A 25,375-nucleotide genomic window follows, 5' to 3' on the forward strand; every position below is an offset into this window, starting at 1 on the left:
AACGGAACCAAGAAAAAAATAATTAAATCTTGATTCCGATAAATAGAAAAGTTAATTATAAAATAATACTGAATATTTAGATTGCTTTAAAAGCATTTTCTAAGTCATTTTTCAAATCTGATATATCCTCTAAACCTACAGAAAGACGAATTAAATCTTGCGTTACACCAGCAGCCGCTTGTTGGTCTTCATTCAGTTGCTGATGCGTAGTACTAGCTGGGTGAATAATTAATGATTTAGTATCACCAATATTTGCCAATAAAGAGAATATTTTGGTTGCATCGGTGAATTTTTTGGCAGCTTCAAAACCACCTTTTATTCCAAATGTTACCAAACCACTTTGTCCTTTTGGTAAATATTCTTTTGCTAATTCATTATACTTACTACTTTTTAAACCTGGATAATTTACCCAAGTAACTTCATCTCTAGCTTCAAGCCATGTAGCTAATTCTAAAGCATTAGTACTATGCTGCTTTATTCTAACTGAAAGTGTCTCTAAACCTTGAATAATTTGAAAAGCGTTAAATGGACTTAATGCACCTCCAAAATCTCTCAATCCTTCTAAAATCAATTTGAAGGTAAACGCTGCAGCACCCAATGCCTCACTATAAACTAAACCGTGGTAACCAGCGGAAGGTTCAGTGAATTCAGGAAACTTTCCGTTTGTCCAATCAAAAGTTCCAGCATCAATTATAGCACCCCCTAAAGAAGTTCCTTGTCCACCAATATATTTTGTTAATGAATGTATAACTATGTTCGCTCCGTACTCAATTGGGTTTAACAAACTTGGTGTAGCTACTGTATTATCAACTATAAATGGCACCTGAGCCTCTTTGGCAACTTTTGCTATTGCTTTTAAATCAAGTACATCTAATTTAGGATTACCTAAAGATTCAACAAATATTGCTCGCGTATTTTCTTGAATAGCGCCTGTAAAATTATCTGCATCAGAAGCATCAACAAATGTGGTTGTAATACCCAATCTTGGCAAAGTAACATTTAACAAATTAAAAGTACCACCGTACAAACTACTTGACGCAACAATGTGATCACCAGCTTTTAAAAGTGTCATTAGTCCACCTGATATAGCTGCTGCACCTGAAGCGAATACCACTGCTCCAATTCCACCTTCTAACGCAGCCAATCTTTCTTGTAAAATTTGGTTCGTTGGATTATTTAAACGCGTGTAAATAAAACCTAATTCACCAAGTGAAAACAAGTTTGCTGCGTGATCAGTATCATTAAAAACATATGATGACGTTTGATAAATAGGCACAGCTCTTGTACCTGAAGTTTGCGTTGTGTCATGCCCAGCATGCAAGGCGTTTGTAGAAAATTTAAGATCACTCATGACTTTTGATTTTTTAAATGTTATTACTTCGATTAAAAAATCCAAACCACGAACCACAAATTATGGCAGTCGTATAAAATCAAAAAGTTATTAAGAAAGTAAGAATTACTAAGGTAATTCGTTTTCGTTATCTGTCCGCCAAAGGCGGATAGAATGTAGCACCTTCTTTGAATCCGATAAGTTATCGGAGGAACAAAGGGTTGCTAAGGCTTCAAAGGGTCTATTCCCTCCGCCTTTCTTGATAACATTTCAATAAGTGTTTGAACTTTGAAAAAACAAATATATGTTCAGGAATTTGAAATCCCCTACTTTTTTTGAAAAATTTATAATTTGAAGGCTTCTTTAACCTTGTCAACCATATCTAATTTCTCCCAGGTAAAAAGTTCAACCTCTTTCTCAACACGTCCATTATAAGGGGATTCAAAGACTTTTTTCACAACTTTAGGCTCCTTACCCATATGACCATATGCCGCAGATTCTAAATAAATAGGATTACGCAATTTTAACCTTTCTTCTATAGCAAAAGGACGCATATCGAATAATTTCTCTACAATCTTGGCTACTTGTCCATCAGTAAAATCAACATTTGAAGTACCGTAAGAATCAATATAGATTGAAGTTGGCTTTACAACACCAATTGCATAGCTAACCTGTACCAAAATTTCATCTGCCACTCCCGCAGCAACTAAATTTTTGGCAATATGTCTCGCAGCATAGGCCGCACTTCTATCTACTTTGCTAGGATCTTTTCCACTAAAAGCACCACCACCATGGGCCCCCTTACCACCATATGTATCAACAATAATCTTTCTACCCGTTAAACCCGTGTCACCATGGGGTCCACCAATAACAAATTTACCGGTAGGGTTGATATGATATTCGATTTGATTATCAAAAAGATTCTGAATATTCTCAGGAAGTCTCTCTTTTACTTTTGGAATTAAGATTTCAATTATATCTTTTTTGATTTTAGTCAACATTATATCATCACTAGCATCAAAAGCATCATGCTGTGTAGACACAACTATAGTATCTATTCTTTGCGGTACATTGTCATCAGAATACTCAATTGTAACCTGTGATTTTGCATCTGGTCTCAAGTAACTAATTTGCTTGTTTTCTCTTCTTAATTCAGCAAGAACCTGTAAAATTTTATGCGAAATATCTAATGCCAAAGGCATATAATTTGAGGTTTCTTTAGTAGCATACCCAAACATCATACCTTGATCTCCTGCTCCTTGTTGCTCTTTATCACCACGATCAACACCTTGATTAATATCTTGCGATTGTTCATGTATTAATGAGATAACTCCACAAGAATCACCACTAAATTGATATTCACCTTTGGTGTAGCCAATTTTATTAATTACATCTCTAGCAATATTTTGAACGTCTAAATAAGTATTACTTTTCACTTCACCAGCAAGAACAACTTGACCTGTAGTAACCAATGTTTCACATGCTACTTTACTTTCAGGATCAAAAGCCAAAAAATGATCTAAAAGTGCATCACTTATTTGGTCAGCAACTTTATCTGGGTGTCCTTCACTAACTGATTCTGAAGTAAATAAATACGACATAAACTTCTATTTTTATAAAGTAAAGGATTTAAAAAACTATAACCACAAAAGAAGTTTGATTTGAAATAAATCAATATCAACTGCTTTAGCATTTTTATAGAGGTTGCAATCAGTCAAATCCTTCCTCAATTATTATTGAGGTCAAAATTACGACTTCCTTTTGAAAATAAAAATTGTAGTTTGTTAACTAATACAAAGAATTCAGCTATCGACTAATATTCAAGTAGTTTTTTCTTAAACACCAAACCTTTAACCCTATTGACAAACTTAATATAATAATAAATTAAGTTCACGGGGTATGACATACGGTAAAGCCCTTTAGAATACAGCATTGGCTTAATTTTTACTAAAAATCGAAACGTTTTTTCCGGAAAAAATAAAAACCGTTTTATTAGTCCCAATTTACTTTCTCTTAATTGTGAGTGTTCATAACTTACGCCTACTTCATTATTGCCAACATTTTGATAAAATCCTTTTGAAATTTCATGCATGAATTTTATTTTCTTTCGATCTGCAAATAATCCCAGCCGTAGTGCAAGGTCTGTCATATATTTCTGAACTACATCTTGCTCGTAACAAATAGGTTTTAAATCATCAATGAGTTGGCAGAATTCGCTAAACATAAATTCTTGCAAAGGTGCAATATGCTCAAAGTAAACCTCTCGCTCTCTTTTCTCATATCGTTCAATAGAATAATCACCAGGCTTGTCTCTATAACCTATAGTACTGCCATGTGGTGCTGCCAGCAATTGTTCGTACAATTGCCTATTCGCCATTAAAACATTATCAGAAGGACTAGATGTTGGGTAAACCGAAAAATTTAAACCGTATCTTTTTGTTGACTCAGTAATTTTATATCCTTCCTTTAATCCTAAATAATATCCTTGAACATCTACTTTTTCTTCAAAGAAGGTATGAATACATTCTTGCATTGTACCTCGCCAACCGACGTCTACAACTGCCATTCCTTCTTTTTCAAAGTCAATATTATATGTATCAATATAACTTCTAAATGCTTCTTTTTGACTTATTCTACTTTCCTCGTAATAATTTTTGAATTTTTCATTGATTTTTATTTTTCTAAAAACTTCAGAATTATAAAAATCTTGAATCATTATACTTTGATCATAATCCACCTCATTTGCTATTTCAGAAATCAATTTATCTTCAAACAATAGAGATTTTAAAAAATTCTCAACTGAAATATCAGCATCCTTTCTTTGTAGATGTTCAAAATATTCTAAATCTAATTCTTTGTGAGCGACTTGCATTGTAGACGCTCTGGAAGCCTTAAAGTAATGTGCATTAATATGGTCTTCAGTATTTAACTGAACTGTTGACTGATAATAATCAAAAAGTCGTTTTAAAAAATAACCTTCACGTGAAATAAAAAACAAATTCTTAATCTGTTTCTTCTTAGACTCTTTATAGAGTCGTTCCATAAACGTATGAAAAAGAATAATATATTCGCTGTATGCAAAACTACTGCTGCTGCTGCGCTCTTCTAGTTCACGATTAACACTTTCATAATTATTTTGATCGCTGCCAAATAATTTAAATTTACTAGAAAGTTTCCGTTGTCTATTAGCAATTCGAACAGCTTGTATGCCATGCTTTGAAGCATTAATACAATCACTCCGCTTATTATCACCAAACATTATAACTTGTTTGGCCTCTAAATTTAATTCACTTAAAACGTTTAAATACAAAGACCCTTTATTCTCTTTACTAGCCTCTCGAGTAGAAGACACAAAAACGTCATTAAATAAATCACCTATACCATGAAGCTTAAGTAATTCAACAATGTGTGCTTTTGATAAATAAAAATCAGAAACACAATAAAGTTTATACCCTTTTTCTTTTAGCTTATATAATTGAGTTTTTACTTTCGTATTAACAAATTGCACATCAAATTCAGAGCGAATATCAGCCGCAGATGAATAAGCCAAAAATTCATCAAAAGACCAATGTTTTATAAGGTCTTGGTTCATTAATCTTTGATAAATCTCTTTAATTTGTATGCGGTAGGGTATTTCAGAAGCTTTTTTCTCAAGCTTTTCACATAAATGTTCTATGGACGCTCTTCTTATAAAGAATAAATTATCAATCTCTATTTCAAGGCCAAGTTCTCTGACCATTGCTTTTGACCACAATTTTATTACATAATGTGGATGCACCGTTCGGTGAAGCAATGTATCATACAGATCGCAAAAAACTGTAGTACAATCTGCAGAGCTATCCACAGCGTTAAGTATTTTGTTCATTTGGGGCAGTATTCAGTACTTACTCAATAATTTTACAACACTTTTGACTGTTAATCAGACCTTTGTATTATTTCATAAAAAAACAATTGAACAAGATATTTATATTATATACGCATTTTATCGACTTTTCGATCACAGATAACGTAATTTTTCACACAAAGTTACTTAGTTCTCATATATTTTGAATAATTGAGTAGCCACAAAACGCGATAAAAAAAATAATCAAAATTAAGAACCTCAATTACAGCTAACTAAGACATAATACTTTCTTTATTTCTATTTTGTCATTTTCTCTGTTCTTAGAAATTAAAGATTCGCATTTAATGAGAACTTAATTAACTGCTAAACATTTTCACTTCGTCATGATAACTTGTATATTGTACCTTTAAATTTTTTATTCTAAATCTAACCATAAACTAGAATAACACATGCACATTGCTGTTGCCGGAAACATTGGAGCAGGTAAGACTACACTTACCAAGTTACTCGCAAAACATTATAAATGGGAAGCACACTTTGAAGATGTGGTTGACAATCCGTATCTAGATGATTTCTATAATCAAATGGAACGTTGGAGTTTTAACTTACAGATTTATTTTCTAAATCATCGGTACCGTCAAATTTTAGAAATAAGAGAAAGCGGTAAAGATGTAATTCAAGATCGAACAATTTACGAAGACGCCTATATTTTTGCGCCAAACTTGCACGCTATGGGTTTAATGACAAATAGAGATTTTCAAAATTATTCGAGTTTATTTGAATTAATGGAGAGTTTAGTTCAGCCACCAGATTTAATGATTTATCTAAGAAGTTCTATTCCAAATTTGGTAAGTCAAATTCACAAACGTGGCCGTGATTACGAAAATTCTATTTCTATAGACTACCTAAGTAGGTTAAATGAAAGATATGAAGCTTGGGTTCACAGTTACGAAAAAGGCAATCTACTTGTAATTGATGTTGACAATCTTGATATTGTTGAAAACCCTGAAGATTTAGGTGTTATAATTAACAAGATTGATGCTGAAATTAACGGACTTTTTTAAGGCTTAAGCATTAAATATAACCATGTGTTTTTGCATGTGTAATAACTTCATCACTGCTATTAACAACTAAAATAGGTGTTAGTTTAAAATTCAGCACTAAGTCATGAATTCTATCCATACGTTTTTTATCAGCAACGCTGCGTAAATAAATTGCTTTTACTTGCTTCGGATACTGATTCGCTATATCAATATAAATATCTGCATCTTTTTCACCACTATCTCCAAATAAAATAAATGACAAATTCGGATAAGTCTTAAGGATATTTTCTATTTCATGCTGTTTGTGTGGTTTTTCAGATTTTGAAGCAAAACTGGCCATATCTCGTAATAAAATAGGGCCTTTGGGGAAATTGTTCGTTTGCAGAAAAAGCTCTAGATAACGATATAAATTCCATGGACTATGACTTACGTAGAAAATAGGATTCGCATTTTCACCTGAAGCACCACGGTGTAACAAATGATACAATTCAGCCGAGCCTTCAAGCGGTTTTCTAGCACTAGCTCGCTTAAAAACAGTATTAATAAACACCCGCCATTTCAATGATGAAACTACACCTGTATGTAAAATGGTATCATCAATATCACTAATAACACCGTAATCAGCTCTATCTGATGGAATCAACATTTCACCTGGAAACCGATTTTGATGCAAAATTTCACGCTTCAATGAAGTATCAGTATAAGATATTTCAAAAGGCAACCACCCTTCTGAATTAGTAAGGTTGGCTAATTCATCATTTGTCTCGTCAATCAAATAATAACCATCGTTATCAGTTTTACCTGAAACTTTTACAGTATCACTTAAGGTGATTTTAATGGGCGTATTCTTTATTTCATCGGTTTCAAAACGTTTCCATGTATTTTGCAACAACTTTAAAAAACCCTTTTCTTGAAGGTCAATTTCTTCGTCCTCTAAAGCTCTTCCTCTTAAATACAGATGTGATTTTGTTCCATAAGTTTGAAATGAGATAATTTGAAGCTTGTCCTTTTTTCCGAATAATGCCATAGCATCAAATATATAAAAGGTAAACTGTCAATTTTAGATATTCATTAATAAAAATTGGAACGTTAACTAATTGAAAAGACCAGTTCACTCATTACTCATTTTATTAGGTGGTATTATAAGCTAGGTTTGAAGTATTGTTTAACCAAATTCAAAAGCAGATCAATACATGCTTTGAATTCAAAACTTCAGATTATGAAACCAAAAAAAAATCCGCAAAAAGACTTGAATAAAAATAGAGGACTCTATTTTGTATCTGGTTTAGCCTTAATTATGCTATTAACCTATGTTGCTTTGGAGTGGAAATTTTATGACAAAATAGATTATGTTTCTGCAAACATGAATCCTGTGGACGAACTAATTGAAGAAGTTCCTCTTATAATTCAACTTACACCACCCCCTCCGCCTCCGCCACCAGTTGCGCCAATAGAAATAAAGATTGTAGAAGATGAAAAAGAAATTATTGAAACAATATTGGAATCAACAGAAAGTGATACTGATAAAGAGATTTTAGAAGTAACCCATGTTATTTATGAAGAAGTGGAGCCGGAAATTAAGGTTGATTGGGTATCAATAGAAGAAGTTCCTGTTTTTCCAGGTTGCGAGAAAGAAAAAGACAAACGAGCTTGTTTTCAAAAAATGATTAACAAACATATCTCTAAAGTTTTTAGATATCCTGAGCCAGCACAAGAAATAGGCATTGAAGGAAAGGTATACACTCAATTCACTATAGAAGCAGATGGAACTATTGGAAATATTTTACTTCGAGGTCCAGACAAAATTTTAGAAAAAGAAGCAAACCGTATTATAGAAAAACTGCCCAAAATGAAACCCGGTAAACAACGGGAAAAAAATGTGAAAGTAGCTTTTACAATACCTATAAATTTTCAACTACAATAGAACACAAAAAAGAGGCAAGCCTTATCAGCTTGCCTCTTCATATTTTTAAAAAATTTAAATCTATTTTCGAATATCAACTTTCTCAATTGTTATCTCAGTTTCATTGCCCTTAGATTCAATTGAAGTGTTTTCAAATTCTTCTAATTGTGTTTTCACTTCGGCATGAGTACCTTCAAAAACTTTTTCATCCATCACTTTAACTCCGTTGATAACAGTAGAATAAGCAATAGTAGCATGTGCTAAATCAGCATTTTCGACATTCATTTCTATTTGAATCTCGTTGTTTGACTCATCTGAAGCCATTCCAGTAACATCCATTGCAATACTTGGCGCAATAACCAAGGCTACAACTGACATCAATTTCAATAAAATATTCAATGAAGGACCTGATGTATCTTTAAATGGATCACCCACAGTATCACCAACAACAGCAGCTTTATGTGCGTCAGAACCTTTACGTCCGTCAGATTCAATCATTTTCTTAGCGTTATCCCAAGCTCCACCTGCATTTGACTGAAAAATCGCCATTAATACACCACAAGTTGTAACACCCGCAAGTAAACCACCTAACATTTCTGCTCCTCCTATAAAGCCAACAGCAACAGGCACAGCAATTGCTAACAAACCTGGTAATACCATTTCCTTAATAGAGGCTTTAGTAGAAATATCAACACATTTGTCATATTCAGCATATCCGTCAGCAGCGTCAAAAATAGCACGTTGTTCTGGAGTCGCTTTTGACATATCTGAGTCTACAGCCCGCATCACTTCAAGCGCTGCTTTCAATTGTGGAATATCTCTAAACTGACGGCGAACTTCTTCAATCATTGCCATTGCAGCACGACCTACAGCATTCATTGACAAGGCTGAGAATACAAAAGGAAGCATACCACCTACTAAAAGACCTGCCATAATTTTTGGTTGTGAAACGTCTATTGATGTAACGTTTGCAACTTTCATAAAAGCTGAGAATAAAGCCAAAGCTGTTAAAGCAGCAGAAGCAATTGCAAAACCTTTGCCGATTGCAGCCGTTGTATTACCTACAGCATCTAATTTATCAGTACGCTCACGTACTTCTGGATCTAATTCTGCCATTTCTGCAATACCACCAGCATTATCAGAAATAGGACCGTATGCATCAACTGCCAATTGAATACCTGTGTTTGCTAACATACCTACAGCAGCGATTGCAATTCCATACAAACCTGCGCAATAGTGTGATACTAAAATTGCAGCTGCAATAAGTAAAATAGGAATCATGGTAGACATCATACCCACACCTAAACCTGCAATAATATTTGTTGCAGCACCTGTTTCAGATTGTTTAACTATATCATTAACTGGTTTCATACCTGTACCTGTATAGTATTCAGTAATCTTACCGACACCTAAACCGGCAATTAAACCAGCTAAAGTTGCGTAGAATATACCCATAGCACCCATTGGCAAACCTTCAACAGATTCTGGAATTAATGCCGTAATAATAAAATAAGATGCTACAACCATTAAAGCAGCAGAACCAAATTCACCAATATTCAAAGCAGTCTGTGGATTTCCGCCATCTTTTACTTTTACAAAAAACGTTCCGATGATAGACATCAAAATACCTACAGCAGCTAATACTAATGGCAGATACACAGCACCTAAGCCTGCAAAATCAGGAGTAATAATAAACGCCCCTAATACCATTGTACCAATAATAGAACCAACATATGATTCAAATAAATCAGCACCCATACCAGCAACATCACCTACGTTATCACCAACATTATCTGCAATTGTAGCAGGGTTCAATGGGTGATCTTCAGGAATACCCGCTTCAACCTTTCCTACTAAATCAGCACCAACATCGGCGGCTTTCGTATAAATACCACCACCTACTCTTGCAAAAAGTGCGATAGACGATGCCCCAAGAGAAAAACCTGATAATACATTCAATACCAAGCCTAAATTCTCAGCACCTGGCCACATTGATTGGTAAATCATAAAAAGTCCGCTAAGACCTAAAACACCCAATCCAACAACACCTAATCCCATTACTGCACCACCAGCAAAAGCAACTTCTAATGCTTTTCCTAATGAAGTTTTAGCAGCTTGCGTTGTTCTAACATTGGCTTTTGTTGCAACCTTCATACCTATAAATCCTGCTAAAGCAGAACAAATGGCACCAACAACAAATGATAAAGCTACCATTCCGTTAGAGCCTTCTTCATTGCTACCTTTAAAGAACAGTAGAATAGCAACAGCCAAAACAAAGATTGCTAGAATTTTATATTCCGCTTTTAAGAAAGACATTGCTCCGTCAGCAATATTTTTGGCAATTCTCGCCATTTTTGCGTCACCAACTTCTTGTTTGGTCACCCACATATTTTTAATAAAAACGAACAACAGGGCAACAACCCCGAATACTGGTAAAAAGTCAACGATTAATTCCATTAGTTTTAAGTGGTTTGGATTTATATTTATATAACGATGGCCTAAAGTAGTAAAATTGACGAGAATAAAAAAAAAGCCATCCCTAATTAAAAGGATGGCTTTTTTTTAAGAGTATTACTACCTATATCATAAAAGTGCGCTTGTCTTTGTGCTCACTATCATTATACCTTTTTACACATTCGTGGTAAATTTTAACCGCTTCTTCTGCATTACCCCATCCACCAGTATCTACTTTCTTTTTTTCTAAATCTTTATATACCTGAAAAAAGTGTTCAATTTCTTTAAGACGATGTGGGTTTAAATCACTAATATCATTGTTATTACTCCATATTGGATCAGAAACCGGCACACAAATAATTTTTTCATCCGGACCTTTTTCGTCTGTCATATGAAAAACACCAATGGGCTTAACTTCCATAACCACCATAGGATAGGTAGGCTCTGTACCCATAACCAAAACATCTAATGGATCTTGATCTAATGCTAATGTTTCAGGAATAAAACCATAATCACCTGGGTACATCATTGATGAAAAAAGCATTCGATCAAATCGAATTTTATTTAATGTAAAATCGTACTCATATTTATTTCGACTTCCTTTAGGAATTTCAATCAAAACATCAAAAACTATAGTTTTATTTTTAGCCATTTCTTTAATTTTTTTAAAGTGGCGAAGTTACTAAAAAATAGAGGTTTGGGTCTGTTGAAACGATAAAAAGAACCCTAAAGTCGGCAAAAAATGATTTATTTGAGTCTCAAGATTTTTGATGAAGAATATAATAATTCTATAAACTTATAATATTTCAGAATTAATAAATAAAAGTGACTACTAGAAGTTAAATCCGAAAGTACCTGTAACTCCAAAAGGTCTGGCATCTGGCCGATCTAAATAATTACCTCTAAAGTTGAAATCTATTCTAAAAATCTTAAAGATATTACCTATTCCAAATGAATATTCATAATAGATTTTATCTGAAGGTGCTTGTAACGGTGTTGTTCCCACAGCCGGCGCATTCAACACTAAATTAGCATCTGACAATTCGCCCCAAACCCCACGTAAACCAACAATTTCTCTTAAGTTCAATTTTCTTAGAAACGGAATTCTTGAAAAGAGACGGCCGTTAAAATTGTGTTCTAAATGAACAGCTGCATACGTATCGGTAACAAATTCATAAAAATCAAGGTTCGGAAAAGTACCATAATTAGAGAAAAAAGTCTGATTACCAGGCACTACGCTAAGAAGACCTAATGGTACTTCACCAAATGTTTTACCAATTTCAACAGTACTCAACAATCTACCAAAACCACCTACCTGCCAGGGTTGGCTATACGAAAATTGCAACTTATCATAATCAAAATCACTACCCCATAACCCATCTATACCTTTTGTATATTTTAGTAAAAGTGTACTGTAATTCTCATTGATATCTCTTCTTTCAACACCGTAACCAATAGTTCGTTTACCCGGTGTAAATATCATTACAGTCTGAAAATCAAACTGCTCAATTTCAGAAGCAATTCCACCAGACGTATTCGGATTAACATAATCTAAACTAAAATCTTGAGGTAATGCCGAGCTCAATGTTCTAAAGGTTCCCCCCACACCAATTCTAAAATTAGTCATGGGTTCCATTTCAATATTAAATGCGCTCAAATTAATGTTTGTGAGTCTATTATTGGCACCAACTGTTAATAATGAGGAGGATGCAATACTTCTTCCTAAAACATCATTGGTAGCAGTAAGGCTGACGCCTAATTGTTCAATATCACGTCTATTGCCTCCAGAGACTATAAGCCTGCTTTTTTTATCTAATAAGAACTTTCCGGCAAGACCATGTTTAAATTTTTGGTCTGCAAAACCATAAGCCATATACCCTTCTACACGCCATGGATCATTTTCCCCAAAATAGGTACGTAAACCTGCTCTAACTCTAGCACCTTCAGCATCATTATAGCCAAAAACATCATAAACTGAACCTATATCTAAATTCCATTTATCAATTTCAACATAGCCTGAACCTAAAATACTGACAATATTATAGTAAGATTTGAATTTAGGAACAGTCTTTAAGGTATCAAGTAACTTATAAATACCCGTCTCATCTTTATTTAAACTTTCAAGTCTATTTTTCTGCCAAAATGAGTCATCTTGTACTATTGTCGCTGGATCAAATGGATTTTTATCTGCCTTATAGTAATCCTTGGGCAACTCTTTATCAAACTCATAATTATCAAAAACAGTAGTACGCTTACCATAAACTCCCCGTGATTTCTCCTTCTTTTGAAAACTGAAATCACTCAGCATATAATCTCTTTTCAATAGAAATACTGAATCATTTACTACATCAAACTCTTGCTCAATATATATTTCTTTAACCCAGTTAATATTGGCACTTTTAGTTACTTCTAGGTTAATATTCTTGATAGCAAATGTTGAATCATTTACCCAAAAATCACCTTTAAAGGTCAATTCATTCTTTCTTCTTGGGTAATAAACAATATTATAGCACCACTTATTATCTACAAAAGCACTATCACGTAAGGCATAATTATAGGTATCAACCCCAGTTCGTGATAGAGGACTTGTAAAACTCTTATCAAAGAATTTTAAGTAATTATCATAAATATCATAATCTTGATAAAGATCTGATACAAAAGCAATTATAGCTTGGTTATTATCAAATCCGGAATTTTTATTACCAAGAATTTTCTCTTTTTCTTCATTTAATATATTGTCTCCATTGACTTTAGAAAAAGTTTCATTCAAGAAGATCGGCAAGTATGTTTTACCTGTAATACGTGAGGTATCTAAATCATCAAATACAAATTCAAGCCCTTTGAAGATTTTTTTATTCATCAAAGCACTATCAATAGTATTCAAATCAAATTCTATTTTCTCGTACTTACTAAATGCGTATTGCTTGAACTTTCGCACTCCATTCTCACGTTTTTTAGCCCAAATTTTCTTTAATATTTCAACCGCAGGGTTATTCTTTTTCGATTGTTTACCTGAGATTAAGATAACTTCATTAAGTTGTTCTGTAGATTCTTTCATTTTAATCTCCATCTCATAAGTCACCTTCTGAGTAAGCGAAATTTCTTGAGTTTCAAAACCTATAAATGAAACAATTAATGTTTCATAAGTATTATCTGACTCCATATAAAAACGACCATTATCATTACTAATAGTACCTTCCGTAGAATTTTTGAAGAGCACATTAGCAAAAGCAACAGGTTCTCCAAAATCATCTACAACAATACCACCAACTTTGCTTTGCGAAAATGCAAACAGAGAAAAAAGTAATAATAGTGGAAAAAGTATTTTTTTCATAGTAGAAGTATTCTCTAACTGGTGTAAACAAATAACATACCAAAAAAGACAATTTTAATTTTTGAATGTTGCATATGCATTACATTTTTTTTCAAACCTAATTAAATTGAAAATTTTCAAAACAAAAACAGAACCACTTTAATGTTGCTTTATCTAATTCAATGGTGACCAAACAATTGAAAAATACAGTATAAAAAAAAATTGCTTCGCAGACTTTTCTGTCAGCGAAGCAAATGTAACCTTACAAATTTGTTTACTTTATTTATATAGTACTTTTTTTACCGCATTTACAACATCATCACTATTAGGCATCCATTCTTTTAAAAGAACTGGTGAATAAGGTGCTGGCGTATCAGCAGTATTAATTTTCTGTATGGGCGCATCTAAATAATCAAAAGCATGTGCTTGTACATGAAAAGTAATTTCAGTAGCAACATTACCAAAAGGCCAAGCTTCTTCAAGAATAACCAAACGATTCGTTTTTTTCACTGATGTCAAAATAGCTTCGTAATCCAAAGGTTTGACAGTTCGTAAATCTATGATTTCACAGCTAATTCCTTCTTTTTCTAATTCATCAGCAGCCTTATAAGCTTCTTTAATAATTTTTCCGAAAGAAACAATAGTTACATCTGTACCTGCTCTTTTAATGTCAGCAACACCAAGTGGAATGATAAAATCATCACCTTCAGGCACTTCTCCTTTATCACCATACATTTGTTCAGACTCCATAAAAATAACTGGATCGTCATCACGTATTGAAGCTTTTAATAATCCTTTTGCATCGGCAGGGTTTGAAGGCACAACCACCTTTAATCCAGGGCAGTTAGCATACCAACTTTCAAAAGCTTGTGAATGCGTAGCTCCTAATTGACCTGCAGAACCTGTTGGCCCACGAAACACAATAGGGCAAGGAAATTGTCCACCAGACATTTGGCGAATTTTTGCTGCATTATTGATAATTTGATCAATACCAACCAAAGCAAAATTAAAAGTCATGAATTCAATAATAGGTCGGTTACCTGTCATTGTTGAACCAACACCGATTCCTGCAAAACCTAATTCAGAAATTGGTGTATCAAGTACACGTTCAGGTCCGAACTCATCTAACATACCTTTAGAGGCTTTGTAAGCACCGTTGTATTCGGCTACTTCTTCACCCATTAAATATATAGTCTCATCTTGGCGCATCTCTTCGCTCATTGCTTCAGCTATGGCCTGTCTAAATTGTAGTGTCTTCATATTAATTTTGCTATCAGAATTGCAATTACTGCAAAGCGGAAACAAAAATAGCAAAATATGTTTCAGAAAATGACGGATTTAAATCAAAATTATTATTGAATTTTATTATGCACGCATAGTAATTTCGGATTTTAATACTTATCTTAGCCTTCCAATTTAGTGTCTCATACATAATAAATACCTATGAAAATATTAGTCTGCATAAGCAATGTGCCTGATACCACTTCAAAAATCAATTTTACAGAAAACGATACAAAATTTGATACGAACGGAGTACAATTTGTTATAAATCCGAATGATGAATTTGGTCTTACACGCGCAATGTGGTTTAAAGAAAAACAACAAGCTATCGTTCACGTAGCAACAGTTGGCGATGCATCAGTAGAGCCAACTATGCGAAAAGCATTAGCAATTGGTGCTGACGAAGCAATTCGTATAAATGCTATACCTACGGACGGCTATTATGTTGCAAGACAATTAGCTGAAGTAGCAAAGAATGGCGGTTATGATTTGGTCATAGGTGGAAGAGAGTCTATTGATTATAATGGTGGTATGGTACCAGGTATTATGTCAAGTCTTCTTGATATGAACTTTGTAAATGCTTGCATCAACCTAGAAATAGAAGGAAATAATGTAACTGCCATTCGTGAAATTGATGGTGGTAAAGAAAAATTAAGTACTACACTACCTCTTGTTGTTGGTGGTCAAAAAGGCTTGGTAGCTGAAAGTGATTTGCGCATACCTAACATGCGAGGTATTATGTTGGCACGTAAAAAAACGTTATCAGTAGTAGACCCAGTTGAAGCGAATATGGCTACTGAAGACATTAAATTTGAAAAGCCAGCACCAAAAGGAGCTGTTAAATTGGTTGATAATGTTGATGATTTAGTCAACTTATTACACAATGAAGCCAAAGTAATTTAAAAAACAACAAATACTTAGTATCAAATATCTACTTATTCTTGTGGTATTTGGATTTACAAATTTGAAATATTAAAATTTATGTCAGTACTAGTATATACAGAATCAGAAAACGGAGCATTTAAAAAGAATGCTTTTGAAGTGGCATCTTATGCAAACGCTGTTGCCTCACAAATGGGAACAGCAGCTACGGCAGTTAGTTTTAACTGTTCAGAAGCTGAAAGTTTAGGCGCTTATGGAATTACCAAAGTCTTAAATATTGCTGATGAAAAATTAAAGACCTTTAGTGCAAAGGCTTACGCACATGCACTTGTTGAAGCAGCTAAATCAGAAGATGCAACGGTTATTATTGTGAGTTCAAGTACAGATTCAAAATTCTTGGCTCCGATATTAACCGCTAAATTAAAGGCTGGTTATGTGCCCAATGTTGTAGCAGCTCCAGAAAGTACAAGTCCTTTTGTTGTAAAACGCACAGCCTTTAGTAATAAGGGTTTTGGTCAAACACAAATTAATACAGATGTAAAAATTATTGGCGTTTCAAACAATTCGTTTGGTGCACATGAAAATAATACTACTGCAACTATTGAAAATTTTAGTCCAACTTTAAGCGAAGCAGATTACAACGTAAAATCGATAGAGATTGACAAAGCTGTTGGTAAGGTAACTATTGCCGATGCAGATATTGTTGTTTCTGGCGGAAGAGGACTAAAAGGCCCTGAAAATTGGGGAATGATTGAAGAATTAGCTGAAGTTTTAGGTGCAGCAACTGCTTGTTCTAAACCAGTTTCAGATATGGGCTGGCGACCACATGGTGAACATGTTGGCCAAACAGGAAAGCCTGTGGCCAGTAATTTATACATTGCAATTGGTATCTCAGGTGCCATTCAACACTTAGCAGGTGTAAGCGCATCTAAAGTAAAAGTGGTCATTAATACAGATGAAGAAGCACCATTTTTCAAGGCTGCAGATTACGGTATTGTTGGCGACGCTTTTGAGGTGGTACCTCAGCTAGTTCAAAAATTAAAAGAATTTAAAGCTCAGAACGCCTAATTTTTATTAATTTGCGGCCAATATATAGGCTGTTTAAATACATGGTAAGCCCTATATTTAAACAGCTTTTTTTATTTTTAAATATAATATGAGTTTAGTTCGGTTAAAAATTAAAGGAATATCATACAGTCAAACGCAGAATGGCGCATATGCCCTTATTTTAAACGAGGTTGATGGCGACCGTAAATTACCCATAGTAATTGGTGCTTTTGAAGCTCAATCAATTGCCATAGCTCTTGAGAAAGAAATTAAGCCACCAAGACCTTTAACTCATGACCTCTTCAAGAATTTCTCAGATCGTTTTGACATCGTTGTAAAGCAAGTAATCATTCACAAATTAGTTGATGGTGTATTTTACTCTAGCATCATTTGTGAGAGAGAAAAAATTGAAGAAATTATTGATGCCCGTACTAGTGACGCTATTGCTTTAGCATTACGTTTTGATGCTCCTATTTTCACTTACAAGACCATCTTAGACAAAGCAGGCATCTATCTCAAATTTTCTTCAAAAGATAAAGAGAATGAAGAAGATGATGATAGTATTGTAGTTGATGAAATATTACAAGAAAGTGAAACAATTGAAATTGATTCTAATGCCACAAGTGGGTATTCAGAACTAACGGTTGATGATCTTAATAAAGAATTAGACAAAGCGGTAGCAAATGAAGATTATGAAAAAGCTGCCAAATTGCGAGATGAAATTTCCAAAAGAAACTAACCCACCACTAAAAAGCATTTTATGAAACCTATCTCCTGGTTTTTCCTGATTGCTTTTTTTGTTGCACTTCCGGTTACAGCTCAAGAAACACAAATTGCTGATAATTTACAAACTACAATTCAGTCTAGCACCCTTGCAGATGTAGCTACCACTGAACTTATTCCGAATGAAGGTTTTACATTTAACAGTCTTTGGCGCGGCATACTAGGCATGGCTGTTTTAATTCTAATTTCCTTTCTCTTTAGTGCTAATCGCAAAGCAATAAATTGGAAAACGGTTGGTATAGGCTTAGCTATTCAATTACTAATAGCAATTGGTGTTTTGAAAGTGCCTTTTATCAAAATAATTTTTGAGAAAATAGGTCAAGTCTTTGTAAGTATATTAGATTTTACAAGAGCTGGCAGCCAATTTCTCTTTGAAGGGTTAGTGGCTGACATGAATACCTTCGGATATATTTTTGCATTTCAAGTACTACCAACAATTATATTTTTCTCCGCATTAACTTCAGTTTTATTTTATCTGGGGATAATTCAAAAAGTGGTAAAAGGTCTCGCTTGGTTATTATCAAAAGCCTTAGGTATTTCAGGAGCTGAAAGTTTGAGTATTGCAGGAAATATATTTCTAGGGCAAACGGAAGCACCCCTATTAATTAAACCCTATTTAGAAAAAATGAATAGGTCTGAAATGCTACTTGTTATGGTAGGCGGAATGGCTACCGTTGCAGGTGCTGTTTTAGCTGCATATATAGGATTTTTAGGTGGTGACGACCCTGTACTTCGCCTGCAATTTGCTAAACATTTATTAGCGGCATCAGTAATGGCAGCACCCGGTGCAATTGTAGTTTCTAAAATATTATATCCACAAACTGAAGCTGTAAACACTGATGTTCAAGTATCTTCAGAAAAAATTGGCACAAACTTTCTAGATGCTATTGCAAACGGAACTACAGAAGGGTTAAAACTAGCAGTAAACGTAGGTGCAATGCTCTTAGTTTTTGTTGCTTTCATTGCCATGTTCAACGGTATTTTTGGGTGGATTGGTGAATGGACCACCCTAAACTCATGGATTGCTGAAAACAGCATGTATGACAAACTTTCATTAGAAGCTATTTTAGGAACTGTTTTCGCTCCGTTAATGTGGGTAATAGGGGTAGCAAATGAAGACATCACACTTATGGGCCAACTCTTAGGCATCAAATTAGCAGCCAGCGAATTTATTGGATATATTCAATTATCCGAATTAAAAAATATGGCCAGTTCTGCCCATTTCACCTATAACAAATCAGTAATTATGGCTACCTATATGCTATGTGGCTTTGCAAACTTTGCATCTATAGGCATACAAATTGGTGGCATAGGTTCGCTAGCCCCAGGCCAGCGCAAAGTACTTTCTGAATTTGGCATGCGTGCTGTATTAGGTGGATCAATTGCATCTTTACTTTCAGCAACAATTGCTGGTATGATACTCGGTTAATAAAATCTAATAAACAAGCCCATTAACTTTTTGAGCTTTTACATTTTACCTATTACCTTTATCGCAATATGAAACAATACCACGATTTATTAAAACATGTACTTGAAAGTGGCAACCAAAAAGGGGATCGCACTGGCACAGGTACTAAAAGTGTTTTCGGTTATCAAATGCGGTTTAACCTAAGTGAAGGTTTCCCCATGGTGACCACAAAAAAACTACATTTAAAATCCATCGTTTACGAACTTTTATGGTTTTTAAACGGAGATACTAATATCAAATATCTTCAAGAAAATGGAGTTCGAATCTGGAATGAATGGGCTGATGAGAATGGTGATTTGGGCCCTGTATATGGTCATCAATGGCGCAACTGGAATAACGATGAAATTGACCAGATTAAAGAAGTAGTTGCGTCGTTAAAAAACAATCCGAATAGTAGAAGAATGTTAGTTTCTGCATGGAACCCAAGCGTATTGCCTGACACTTCAAAATCATTTTCAGAAAATGTAGCAAACGGTAAAGCAGCTTTACCACCTTGCCATGCTTTTTTCCAATTTTATGTAGCTGACGGAAAATTATCATGCCAACTGTATCAAAGAAGCGCAGATATATTTTTAGGAGTGCCTTTCAATATAGCATCATATGCTTTATTCACAATGATGATGGCGCAAGTTTGCGGTTATGAAGCTGGTGATTTCATTCACACCTTTGGTGATGCGCATATTTACAATAATCATATGGATCAGGTTGAACTTCAATTAAGTCGCGAAACCAGACCTTTACCAAAAATGATTTTAAACCCAGAAGTAAAAGATATTTTCGATTTTAAATTTGAAGATTTTACGTTAACAGATTACAATCCGCATCCCCACATAAAAGGAGCTGTAGCTATATAAAAAAATAGAAGACATAAAAAAGCCGAAATGTTTAGAACATTTCGGCTTTCAATTTTTTATCTAAATACGTATTATATTTCTATAACAGCATTTTCACCACCTGCGTAATCGTTCCATTGGTAACGATCAGCTTCACTTTCGTTTACGTAGTTTCCGTCAATAATGTACTTGAATTCAAAAGAATTCTCTTTTGGCAATTCAATAGTTCCTTTGAATGTGCCATTTTTTAATTTTTTCAAAGAGCTTGCTTTGTTTGCTTTCCAATTGTTGAAGTCACCTACAACCGCAACTTTTTTAGCCTCTTCAGCAGGTACTGTAAAAGTAACTTTACACACCGGCTTTGTTTTCAAATATTGTTTAGCGATAGACATAATAACTGATTTTAAAATTCGCCGCAAATCTACTACAGTAAAAGCTTCATACACAATACTATAATCATTTTTATCATTTTCTTAATATAACGAATACAATTAAATAGTTTATTCAATTTTAAGGGCCTAATCATCGCATTAAGCAAATGTTAAATAACTGTTTTTAAGATTTTTACAATTGCATCTATATCATTTTTTGTATTATACAAATGAAAACTCAAACGAATTCCGTCACCTCTTAGCGAACAAATAATATTTTCTTCTTTCAATTTTTCAAACAGGCTAGCATCACCTTTTATATTAAAAATAGAACTGTGTACTTTTCTTTGAATTACAGCTTTTTGCAAAAGGTTTAAATCGGATAATTTCATTTTAGCATAATCAGATAATTCTTGAATTTTTAACTCAATATTATTCTTACCAATTTTTTCAAAAAACTCTAAAGAGAATTTTAAGCTGCCAAAATTTAATGTGTCTAAATGTCCCGGTTCAAAAAATTTTGCAAAAGGAATTGAATCTTTACGTAAAGCATCAGCGTTTGCTGCATTAAAGCCTGTGGTCTTTAATTTTGAACGTTCTTTAATATTGTCTTTGAAAAGCATAAATCCATTTCCATAACCACTCAGCAACCATTTATAACTACTAGCACCAAGTACATCAACACCTGAATTATTAAAATCAAATTCAGAAGTTCCACAAAACTGTGTACCATCAGCAATTATTAATAATTGTGGGTATTCTGCTTTTAATTTTTTAAGAAAATCAAGATCTATTTTTATTCCATTTAGCCATTGAACAATACTAATGGCTAGTATTGTAATTTTATCTTCTAAAATTTTATTTCTAATATTTTCTTCAAGATTCTCATCTAACTTCGCAAAAGAAACATGAAATCCTCGCCGTTCAAAAGGCCATGCAACAGAAGGATAATCATTTTCAATTAAAAGCACTTTTTCTTTTGTATCTAATCCTTCTAAAAACATATTAAGTCCGATAGAAAAATTTTGTACCAGCGCTACATTTTCATAATCACAATTAAAAAACCTGCCGACTGTTTCGCGAGTTTCATCTAAAATATCACGTGCTTTATCACGCATAATACTTCCTCCATTTAAAAAATCTTGGTCATGTTTTTTCCGCCATTCCATTAAAGCAGTATATGGCAGACCAGAAGAAGCCGTATTCGCATAAATGTACTTTTCTAAAACAGGAAACTTGCTTCGTATATCATCCATATTTATAAAATTAAAAACCTAAATTCTACATAGCCATCACTATGGCTTATATTTGTTATAAAGATAATCATTGCCATGTTTTCAAAGAACAAGAAAAAATCAGAAGTAGATCTTGAACAGCATGAATTGTTAGAAAATGCACAGTCAAGAATAAAACAAAAGAAAAGGCTATTTTCTCATTTTGTGATTTTTCTGATAGGTAGCGTTTTTTTAATTCTACTAAATAAAATTTTAAAATACGGTGCCGAATATGATTGGTTTATTTGGGCAATAACCTTTTGGGCTTTTCTTTTTGTAATTCATGCTTTTAATGTTTTTATCACCCAACAATTTATGGGCAAAGATTGGGAAAGAAGCCAACGTGAAAAGTTAGTAGCTAAACAAAAAGAGCGAATAGCTGCATTACAAAAAGAAATTGAAACTGATTTTCCGCTTACACAAATCAATAAAAAAAAAGAGCTATGAGTACCTTTTGTATGATAGCAGCTGCAGCAGAAAACAATGCTTTAGGCAAAGACAACGACCTGCTTTGGCATTTGCCAGATGATTTTAAACGTTTTAAAAAATTGACTACGGGTCACTCCATTATTATGGGGCGTAAAACCTATGAAAGTTTTCCAAAACCTTTACCCAACAGGCGACATATAATTATTACTCGTGATGAAAATTACAAAGTTGATTTTGACGAGTGCGTAGTAGTTAATTCACTTTTAGAGGCATTAGAATTATGTAAATTAGAATCACTAAGCTATATTATTGGTGGCGGTGAAATATATTCTCAGGCTGAAAAATTTTCAAATAAAATTGAACTAACACGAGTTCATAGCACCTTTGAAGATGCGGACACCTATTTTCCGGATATAGATTATAAGAAATGGAATTTAATTTTTGAACACCACCACCCGGCTGACGCACGGCATAAATATGCTTTCACTTATTTAACCTATTCTAGAATTGATGTATAGTTTAGAAATCTAAGTAAGATACATTGGCTTGTTCATTTGCAATTAAATCTCGAAGCACCATAACATCAGCATTGGTATGAAATTGCATAGTTGCTTTTTCTTTAGATGGATTAAGTAAATTATTTTTCTCTAATACCACTTTAGTCTGCCGAGCAACAGCCTCACCCGAGTCAATTATTTTTACACCATCAGGAAGTAATTCTTTTAAAACAGGAATTAAATACGGGTAATGTGTACAACCTAAAACCAAATAATCTATTCCGGAAGCTAACATTGGTTTTAAATAATCTTCAAGTAGTTTTTTTGCAGCTGTACTTTTCGCATGCCCCGTTTCAACCAAATGAACTAAACCTTTTCCTTCACGTTCTATAATTTTAATTCCCCTAGCATGGTTCTCAGCGGTACTATGAAAAAGACTGCTTGACAAGGTACCTTTAGTAGCTAAAATACCAACAGTTTTAGATTTAGAGCCTAAAGCTGCTGGTTTTATAGCCGGTTCAATCCCAATAAACGGAACATTGTAATTTTCGCGCAAATAATCAATGGCGTTTGTTGTTGCCGTATTACAGGCAACAACAATCATTTTACAATTTACGCTTAACAGATATTCAGTATTCTTTATGCTAAGCTCTAGAATTTCTTGCGCTGACTTTTCGCCATAAGGTGCATTCTTACTATCCGCTAAATAAACCGTATTTTCATTTGGTAAAAGCCCATGAATTTCCTTCCAGATAGAGGTTCCCCCTACTCCAGAATCAAATACACCAATGGGTTGTTTACTCATAAAAACTAATTAATCTAATACTTCAACAATTGGTTTACCTGTAGTTCCGCTTGGGAAAGATATTCCTAATAAGGCTGCCATTGTTGCTGCAATATCCGGAATCTCTGTTCTAGCGACAGTACTACCATTTTTAATTCCTTTTCCAAAGAACAATAAAGGCGTATGCGTATCGTAAATATACGGCGAACCGTGTGACGAACCTGTACTAGAATAACTCATAGTATTGGGTTTTTGAACATATATCACATCTCCAGAACGTTTTTCATTATATCCATTTTGAATTAAATGAGGTATCCCACGAGTATAATCATTTTGCCACATTTGATACGCAGTATAAACGTGATCAATAGCTTTATAACCAAGTATTTCAGCAGCCAAATTCTCTTGAACATCTTTAAGATTCATATCTAAATTCTTAACAACATCATGATCTAAAAAAATCTGATTATTAGATATATTTTTAATCAAATCTGTAGTGCCATACGTAAATTTCACATATTCATTTAATTCTTCGAGCATTACTTTTCTATCAAAGATAGTAGTAAGAACTTTTTTATCTTTCAAATATGCAGGAACAGGATTAGCAGCATGATCAGCAGATAAAAACACTGTGTATTCACCAACGCCAACTTTCTTATCCAAAGCACTAAATAAACGCGCTAAATCTCTATCTAGTTGTATGTAGGTATCTTGTATTTCTTTAGAGTCAACACCAAATTTATGGCCAGCATAATCGGTACTTGAATAACTAACCGCTAAGAAATCAGGAATAGCATCAGCACCCAAACCTTCACCATCAACAGCCGCTAAAGCAAAATCAGTAGTTAAGCTGTTACCGTATGGCGAACTTTTTAAAATATCGTATGACCCATTTTCTTCCCACAATTTTGGAAAGTCATGCGGAAAGGTTGGTGCTGTTTCACCTTTAAACAACCCTTCATACGCATTATTATCCATAACACTTTCAACATATGTATTTATTGGTTTTAAGGTAGTCCAAGGTTTTTTATATTTTGCTACCGATTTCTCACTGTTAAAATCAGCTACCCATTTTGGCAACTCATTCATATAGTAAGTACTTGTGATCCAATTACCTGCAGTATTACCATCAAACCAATATGCAGCGTTTGCAGTATGACCACCAGGCAACACAGCTCCCCTATCCTTTATAGCAATTGCAATAGTTTTGCCACGCATTTGTGTATGCAATCTTAATTCATCAGTAATTGTAGTTGTTTGCATTCTATGTGGAGACATTTTGCCAGCATCAGAAGTAGTACCCACCGAATTGTAGCTATCATCACTAGCGCAATAAACAGAGGTGCCAGTAGCTTTATCATACCAATTATTACTTATTACACCATGGGTAGCTGGTGTAGTACCAGTGTACACTGAAGTGTGCCCTGGGCCTGTATTTGTTGGAGCGTAATTGTAGTGGTTGTTTTTACAGTTAAAACCTTCGTTCACCATTCGCTTAAAACCACCATTCTCATAATGATTCCAGAAACGTGTCAAATAATCATAACGCATTTGATCTACAACAATACCAACTACTAATTTTGGTGTTGTATTAATAGGATCTTTAGTTTCTACAGCGTTATTTTTTTTAGATTTTCTTTGTGCCGTAGCATTGCCTGAAGTAATTACCAAGGCAAAAATTAAAATGAACGCCTTAAATATTCTTTGATACATATTTTAAGTTATTTGTTTCAGTAAAAGTAAAGAATTCTAATCTCAAAACTATGTAAGATTTTGTCATAAAATTGTGGAATTATCTCAAATATTACCTTCTTTTTTTAGCTGAAGTAAAATCGATTA

Annotated in this window: 21 protein-coding genes and 1 riboswitch; of the genes, 9 read left to right on the forward strand and 12 right to left on the reverse strand. The window is 33.9% G+C overall.

Going from position 1 to position 25,375, the window contains the following annotated elements; translation table 11 throughout:
• Nucleotides 1-76: 76 nt before the first annotated feature.
• From JQC67_RS18545 to JQC67_RS18555, 3 genes are all read right to left on the reverse strand, one after another.
• Complete coding sequence (locus tag JQC67_RS18545) at nucleotides 77-1,351, reverse strand: O-acetylhomoserine aminocarboxypropyltransferase/cysteine synthase family protein (protein ID WP_203254392.1); 1,275 nt, start codon at nucleotides 1,349-1,351, stop codon at nucleotides 77-79.
• A 124-nt stretch (nucleotides 1,352-1,475) separates the two neighbouring features.
• Nucleotides 1,476-1,599: riboswitch (SAM riboswitch) on the reverse strand.
• Nucleotides 1,600-1,674: 75 nt separating this feature from the next.
• Nucleotides 1,675-2,931: a methionine adenosyltransferase gene (metK, locus tag JQC67_RS18550; protein WP_203254393.1), complete on the reverse strand. Its 1,257-nt coding sequence runs from the start codon at nucleotides 2,929-2,931 to the stop codon at nucleotides 1,675-1,677.
• Nucleotides 2,932-3,143: 212 nt separating this feature from the next.
• Nucleotides 3,144-5,195, reverse strand: a complete 2,052-nt coding sequence (locus JQC67_RS18555) for an HAD family hydrolase (protein WP_203254394.1) — start codon at nucleotides 5,193-5,195, stop codon at nucleotides 3,144-3,146.
• A 428-nt stretch (nucleotides 5,196-5,623) separates the two neighbouring features.
• Here JQC67_RS18555 and JQC67_RS18560 point away from each other — a divergent pair, with 428 nt between their 5' ends.
• Nucleotides 5,624-6,238: a deoxynucleoside kinase gene (locus tag JQC67_RS18560; RefSeq protein ID WP_203254395.1), complete on the forward strand. Its 615-nt coding sequence runs from the start codon at nucleotides 5,624-5,626 to the stop codon at nucleotides 6,236-6,238.
• Between the two features lie 10 nt (nucleotides 6,239-6,248).
• Here JQC67_RS18560 and JQC67_RS18565 read toward each other — a convergent pair whose 3' ends face one another.
• The gene (locus JQC67_RS18565) at nucleotides 6,249-7,244 is read right to left on the reverse strand and encodes an App1 family protein (RefSeq protein WP_203254396.1); all 996 of its coding nucleotides are present in this window, start codon (nucleotides 7,242-7,244) and stop codon (nucleotides 6,249-6,251) included.
• A gap of 192 nt (nucleotides 7,245-7,436) precedes the next feature.
• On the opposite strand from JQC67_RS18565, the gene JQC67_RS18570 reads away from it, so the two are divergent.
• Nucleotides 7,437-8,141, forward strand: coding sequence for an energy transducer TonB (locus JQC67_RS18570; RefSeq protein ID WP_203254397.1), 705 nt, complete (start codon nucleotides 7,437-7,439; stop codon nucleotides 8,139-8,141).
• Between the two features lie 60 nt (nucleotides 8,142-8,201).
• On the opposite strand, the gene JQC67_RS18575 is transcribed toward JQC67_RS18570, so the two are convergent.
• The 4 genes from JQC67_RS18575 to JQC67_RS18590 all read right to left on the reverse strand — a co-directional run bounded on the left by JQC67_RS18575 (nucleotide 8,202) and on the right by JQC67_RS18590 (nucleotide 15,153).
• Nucleotides 8,202-10,577: a sodium-translocating pyrophosphatase gene (locus JQC67_RS18575; RefSeq protein ID WP_203254398.1), complete on the reverse strand. Its 2,376-nt coding sequence runs from the start codon at nucleotides 10,575-10,577 to the stop codon at nucleotides 8,202-8,204.
• A gap of 121 nt (nucleotides 10,578-10,698) precedes the next feature.
• The gene (locus tag JQC67_RS18580) at nucleotides 10,699-11,226 is read right to left on the reverse strand and encodes an inorganic diphosphatase (protein ID WP_203254399.1); all 528 of its coding nucleotides are present in this window, start codon (nucleotides 11,224-11,226) and stop codon (nucleotides 10,699-10,701) included.
• Nucleotides 11,227-11,406: 180 nt separating this feature from the next.
• Complete coding sequence (locus JQC67_RS18585) at nucleotides 11,407-13,908, reverse strand: DUF5686 family protein (RefSeq protein ID WP_203254400.1); 2,502 nt, start codon at nucleotides 13,906-13,908, stop codon at nucleotides 11,407-11,409.
• 258 nt (nucleotides 13,909-14,166) lie between these two features.
• On the reverse strand, nucleotides 14,167-15,153 hold the full coding sequence (locus JQC67_RS18590; RefSeq protein WP_317198385.1) for a pyruvate dehydrogenase complex E1 component subunit beta: 987 nt from the start codon (nucleotides 15,151-15,153) through the stop codon (nucleotides 14,167-14,169).
• Between the two features lie 177 nt (nucleotides 15,154-15,330).
• Here JQC67_RS18590 and JQC67_RS18595 point away from each other — a divergent pair, with 177 nt between their 5' ends.
• The 5 genes from JQC67_RS18595 (at nucleotide 15,331) to JQC67_RS18615 (ending at nucleotide 20,202) form a co-directional block, all read left to right on the forward strand.
• A complete protein-coding gene (locus tag JQC67_RS18595) occupies nucleotides 15,331-16,071 on the forward strand; it encodes an electron transfer flavoprotein subunit beta/FixA family protein (RefSeq protein ID WP_203254402.1) in 741 nt (246 codons plus the stop codon).
• Between the two features lie 78 nt (nucleotides 16,072-16,149).
• The gene (locus tag JQC67_RS18600) at nucleotides 16,150-17,118 is read left to right on the forward strand and encodes an electron transfer flavoprotein subunit alpha/FixB family protein (RefSeq protein WP_203254403.1); all 969 of its coding nucleotides are present in this window, start codon (nucleotides 16,150-16,152) and stop codon (nucleotides 17,116-17,118) included.
• A gap of 88 nt (nucleotides 17,119-17,206) precedes the next feature.
• Nucleotides 17,207-17,836: a bifunctional nuclease family protein gene (locus JQC67_RS18605; RefSeq protein ID WP_203254404.1), complete on the forward strand. Its 630-nt coding sequence runs from the start codon at nucleotides 17,207-17,209 to the stop codon at nucleotides 17,834-17,836.
• A 21-nt stretch (nucleotides 17,837-17,857) separates the two neighbouring features.
• Nucleotides 17,858-19,309, forward strand: a complete 1,452-nt coding sequence (locus JQC67_RS18610; protein ID WP_203254405.1) for a NupC/NupG family nucleoside CNT transporter — start codon at nucleotides 17,858-17,860, stop codon at nucleotides 19,307-19,309.
• Between the two features lie 68 nt (nucleotides 19,310-19,377).
• Nucleotides 19,378-20,202: a thymidylate synthase gene (locus tag JQC67_RS18615; RefSeq protein ID WP_203254406.1), complete on the forward strand. Its 825-nt coding sequence runs from the start codon at nucleotides 19,378-19,380 to the stop codon at nucleotides 20,200-20,202.
• A 71-nt stretch (nucleotides 20,203-20,273) separates the two neighbouring features.
• On the opposite strand, the gene JQC67_RS18620 is transcribed toward JQC67_RS18615, so the two are convergent.
• Nucleotides 20,274-20,573, reverse strand: a complete 300-nt coding sequence (locus tag JQC67_RS18620) for an isoamylase early set domain-containing protein (RefSeq protein WP_203254407.1) — start codon at nucleotides 20,571-20,573, stop codon at nucleotides 20,274-20,276.
• Between the two features lie 149 nt (nucleotides 20,574-20,722).
• A complete protein-coding gene (locus tag JQC67_RS18625) occupies nucleotides 20,723-21,808 on the reverse strand; it encodes an aminotransferase class V-fold PLP-dependent enzyme (protein ID WP_203254408.1) in 1,086 nt (361 codons plus the stop codon).
• A gap of 75 nt (nucleotides 21,809-21,883) precedes the next feature.
• Between JQC67_RS18625 and JQC67_RS18630 the strand changes: the two genes are divergently transcribed.
• Both JQC67_RS18630 and JQC67_RS18635 read left to right on the forward strand, forming a co-directional pair.
• Nucleotides 21,884-22,273 carry a 2TM domain-containing protein gene (locus JQC67_RS18630; RefSeq protein WP_203254409.1) on the forward strand — a complete coding sequence of 130 codons (390 nt, stop codon included), beginning with the start codon at nucleotides 21,884-21,886 and terminating at the stop codon, nucleotides 22,271-22,273.
• Nucleotides 22,270-22,773 carry a dihydrofolate reductase gene (locus tag JQC67_RS18635; protein WP_238934915.1) on the forward strand — a complete coding sequence of 168 codons (504 nt, stop codon included), beginning with the start codon at nucleotides 22,270-22,272 and terminating at the stop codon, nucleotides 22,771-22,773. Before JQC67_RS18630 ends, JQC67_RS18635 begins: the two co-directional genes overlap by 4 nt.
• Nucleotide 22,774: 1 nt before the next feature.
• On the opposite strand, the gene murI is transcribed toward JQC67_RS18635, so the two are convergent.
• Both murI and pafA read right to left on the reverse strand, forming a co-directional pair.
• On the reverse strand, nucleotides 22,775-23,557 hold the full coding sequence (gene murI, locus JQC67_RS18640; protein WP_203254410.1) for a glutamate racemase: 783 nt from the start codon (nucleotides 23,555-23,557) through the stop codon (nucleotides 22,775-22,777).
• A gap of 9 nt (nucleotides 23,558-23,566) precedes the next feature.
• Nucleotides 23,567-25,249, reverse strand: a complete 1,683-nt coding sequence (gene pafA, locus JQC67_RS18645; protein WP_203254411.1) for an alkaline phosphatase PafA — start codon at nucleotides 25,247-25,249, stop codon at nucleotides 23,567-23,569.
• Nucleotides 25,250-25,375 lie beyond the last annotated feature (126 nt).

It is taken from the genome of Aurantibacter crassamenti (genome assembly GCF_016811105.1).
In the GTDB taxonomy this organism is placed as follows: Bacteria; Bacteroidota; Bacteroidia; order Flavobacteriales; family Flavobacteriaceae; genus Aurantibacter_A; species Aurantibacter_A crassamenti.

Excerpts from the sequence above, each read along its gene's own strand:
- JQC67_RS18545 (WP_203254392.1), bottom strand. The coding sequence starts at position 1,351 with ATGAGTGATCTTAAATTTTCTACAAACGCCTTGCATGCTGGGCATGAC.
- metK (WP_203254393.1), bottom strand. The coding sequence starts at position 2,931 with ATGTCGTATTTATTTACTTCAGAATCAGTTAGTGAAGGACACCCAGAT.
- JQC67_RS18555 (WP_203254394.1), bottom strand. The coding sequence starts at position 5,195 with ATGAACAAAATACTTAACGCTGTGGATAGCTCTGCAGATTGTACTACA.
- JQC67_RS18560 (WP_203254395.1), top strand. The coding sequence starts at position 5,624 with ATGCACATTGCTGTTGCCGGAAACATTGGAGCAGGTAAGACTACACTT.
- JQC67_RS18565 (WP_203254396.1), bottom strand. The coding sequence starts at position 7,244 with ATGGCATTATTCGGAAAAAAGGACAAGCTTCAAATTATCTCATTTCAA.
- JQC67_RS18570 (WP_203254397.1), top strand. The coding sequence starts at position 7,437 with ATGAAACCAAAAAAAAATCCGCAAAAAGACTTGAATAAAAATAGAGGA.
- JQC67_RS18575 (WP_203254398.1), bottom strand. The coding sequence starts at position 10,577 with ATGGAATTAATCGTTGACTTTTTACCAGTATTCGGGGTTGTTGCCCTG.
- JQC67_RS18580 (WP_203254399.1), bottom strand. The coding sequence starts at position 11,226 with ATGGCTAAAAATAAAACTATAGTTTTTGATGTTTTGATTGAAATTCCT.
- JQC67_RS18585 (WP_203254400.1), bottom strand. The coding sequence starts at position 13,908 with ATGAAAAAAATACTTTTTCCACTATTATTACTTTTTTCTCTGTTTGCA.
- JQC67_RS18595 (WP_203254402.1), top strand. The coding sequence starts at position 15,331 with ATGAAAATATTAGTCTGCATAAGCAATGTGCCTGATACCACTTCAAAA.
- JQC67_RS18600 (WP_203254403.1), top strand. The coding sequence starts at position 16,150 with ATGTCAGTACTAGTATATACAGAATCAGAAAACGGAGCATTTAAAAAG.
- JQC67_RS18605 (WP_203254404.1), top strand. The coding sequence starts at position 17,207 with ATGAGTTTAGTTCGGTTAAAAATTAAAGGAATATCATACAGTCAAACG.
- JQC67_RS18610 (WP_203254405.1), top strand. The coding sequence starts at position 17,858 with ATGAAACCTATCTCCTGGTTTTTCCTGATTGCTTTTTTTGTTGCACTT.
- JQC67_RS18615 (WP_203254406.1), top strand. The coding sequence starts at position 19,378 with ATGAAACAATACCACGATTTATTAAAACATGTACTTGAAAGTGGCAAC.
- JQC67_RS18620 (WP_203254407.1), bottom strand. The coding sequence starts at position 20,573 with ATGTCTATCGCTAAACAATATTTGAAAACAAAGCCGGTGTGTAAAGTT.
- JQC67_RS18625 (WP_203254408.1), bottom strand. The coding sequence starts at position 21,808 with ATGGATGATATACGAAGCAAGTTTCCTGTTTTAGAAAAGTACATTTAT.
- JQC67_RS18630 (WP_203254409.1), top strand. The coding sequence starts at position 21,884 with ATGTTTTCAAAGAACAAGAAAAAATCAGAAGTAGATCTTGAACAGCAT.
- JQC67_RS18635 (WP_238934915.1), top strand. The coding sequence starts at position 22,270 with ATGAGTACCTTTTGTATGATAGCAGCTGCAGCAGAAAACAATGCTTTA.
- murI (WP_203254410.1), bottom strand. The coding sequence starts at position 23,557 with ATGAGTAAACAACCCATTGGTGTATTTGATTCTGGAGTAGGGGGAACC.
- pafA (WP_203254411.1), bottom strand. The coding sequence starts at position 25,249 with ATGTATCAAAGAATATTTAAGGCGTTCATTTTAATTTTTGCCTTGGTA.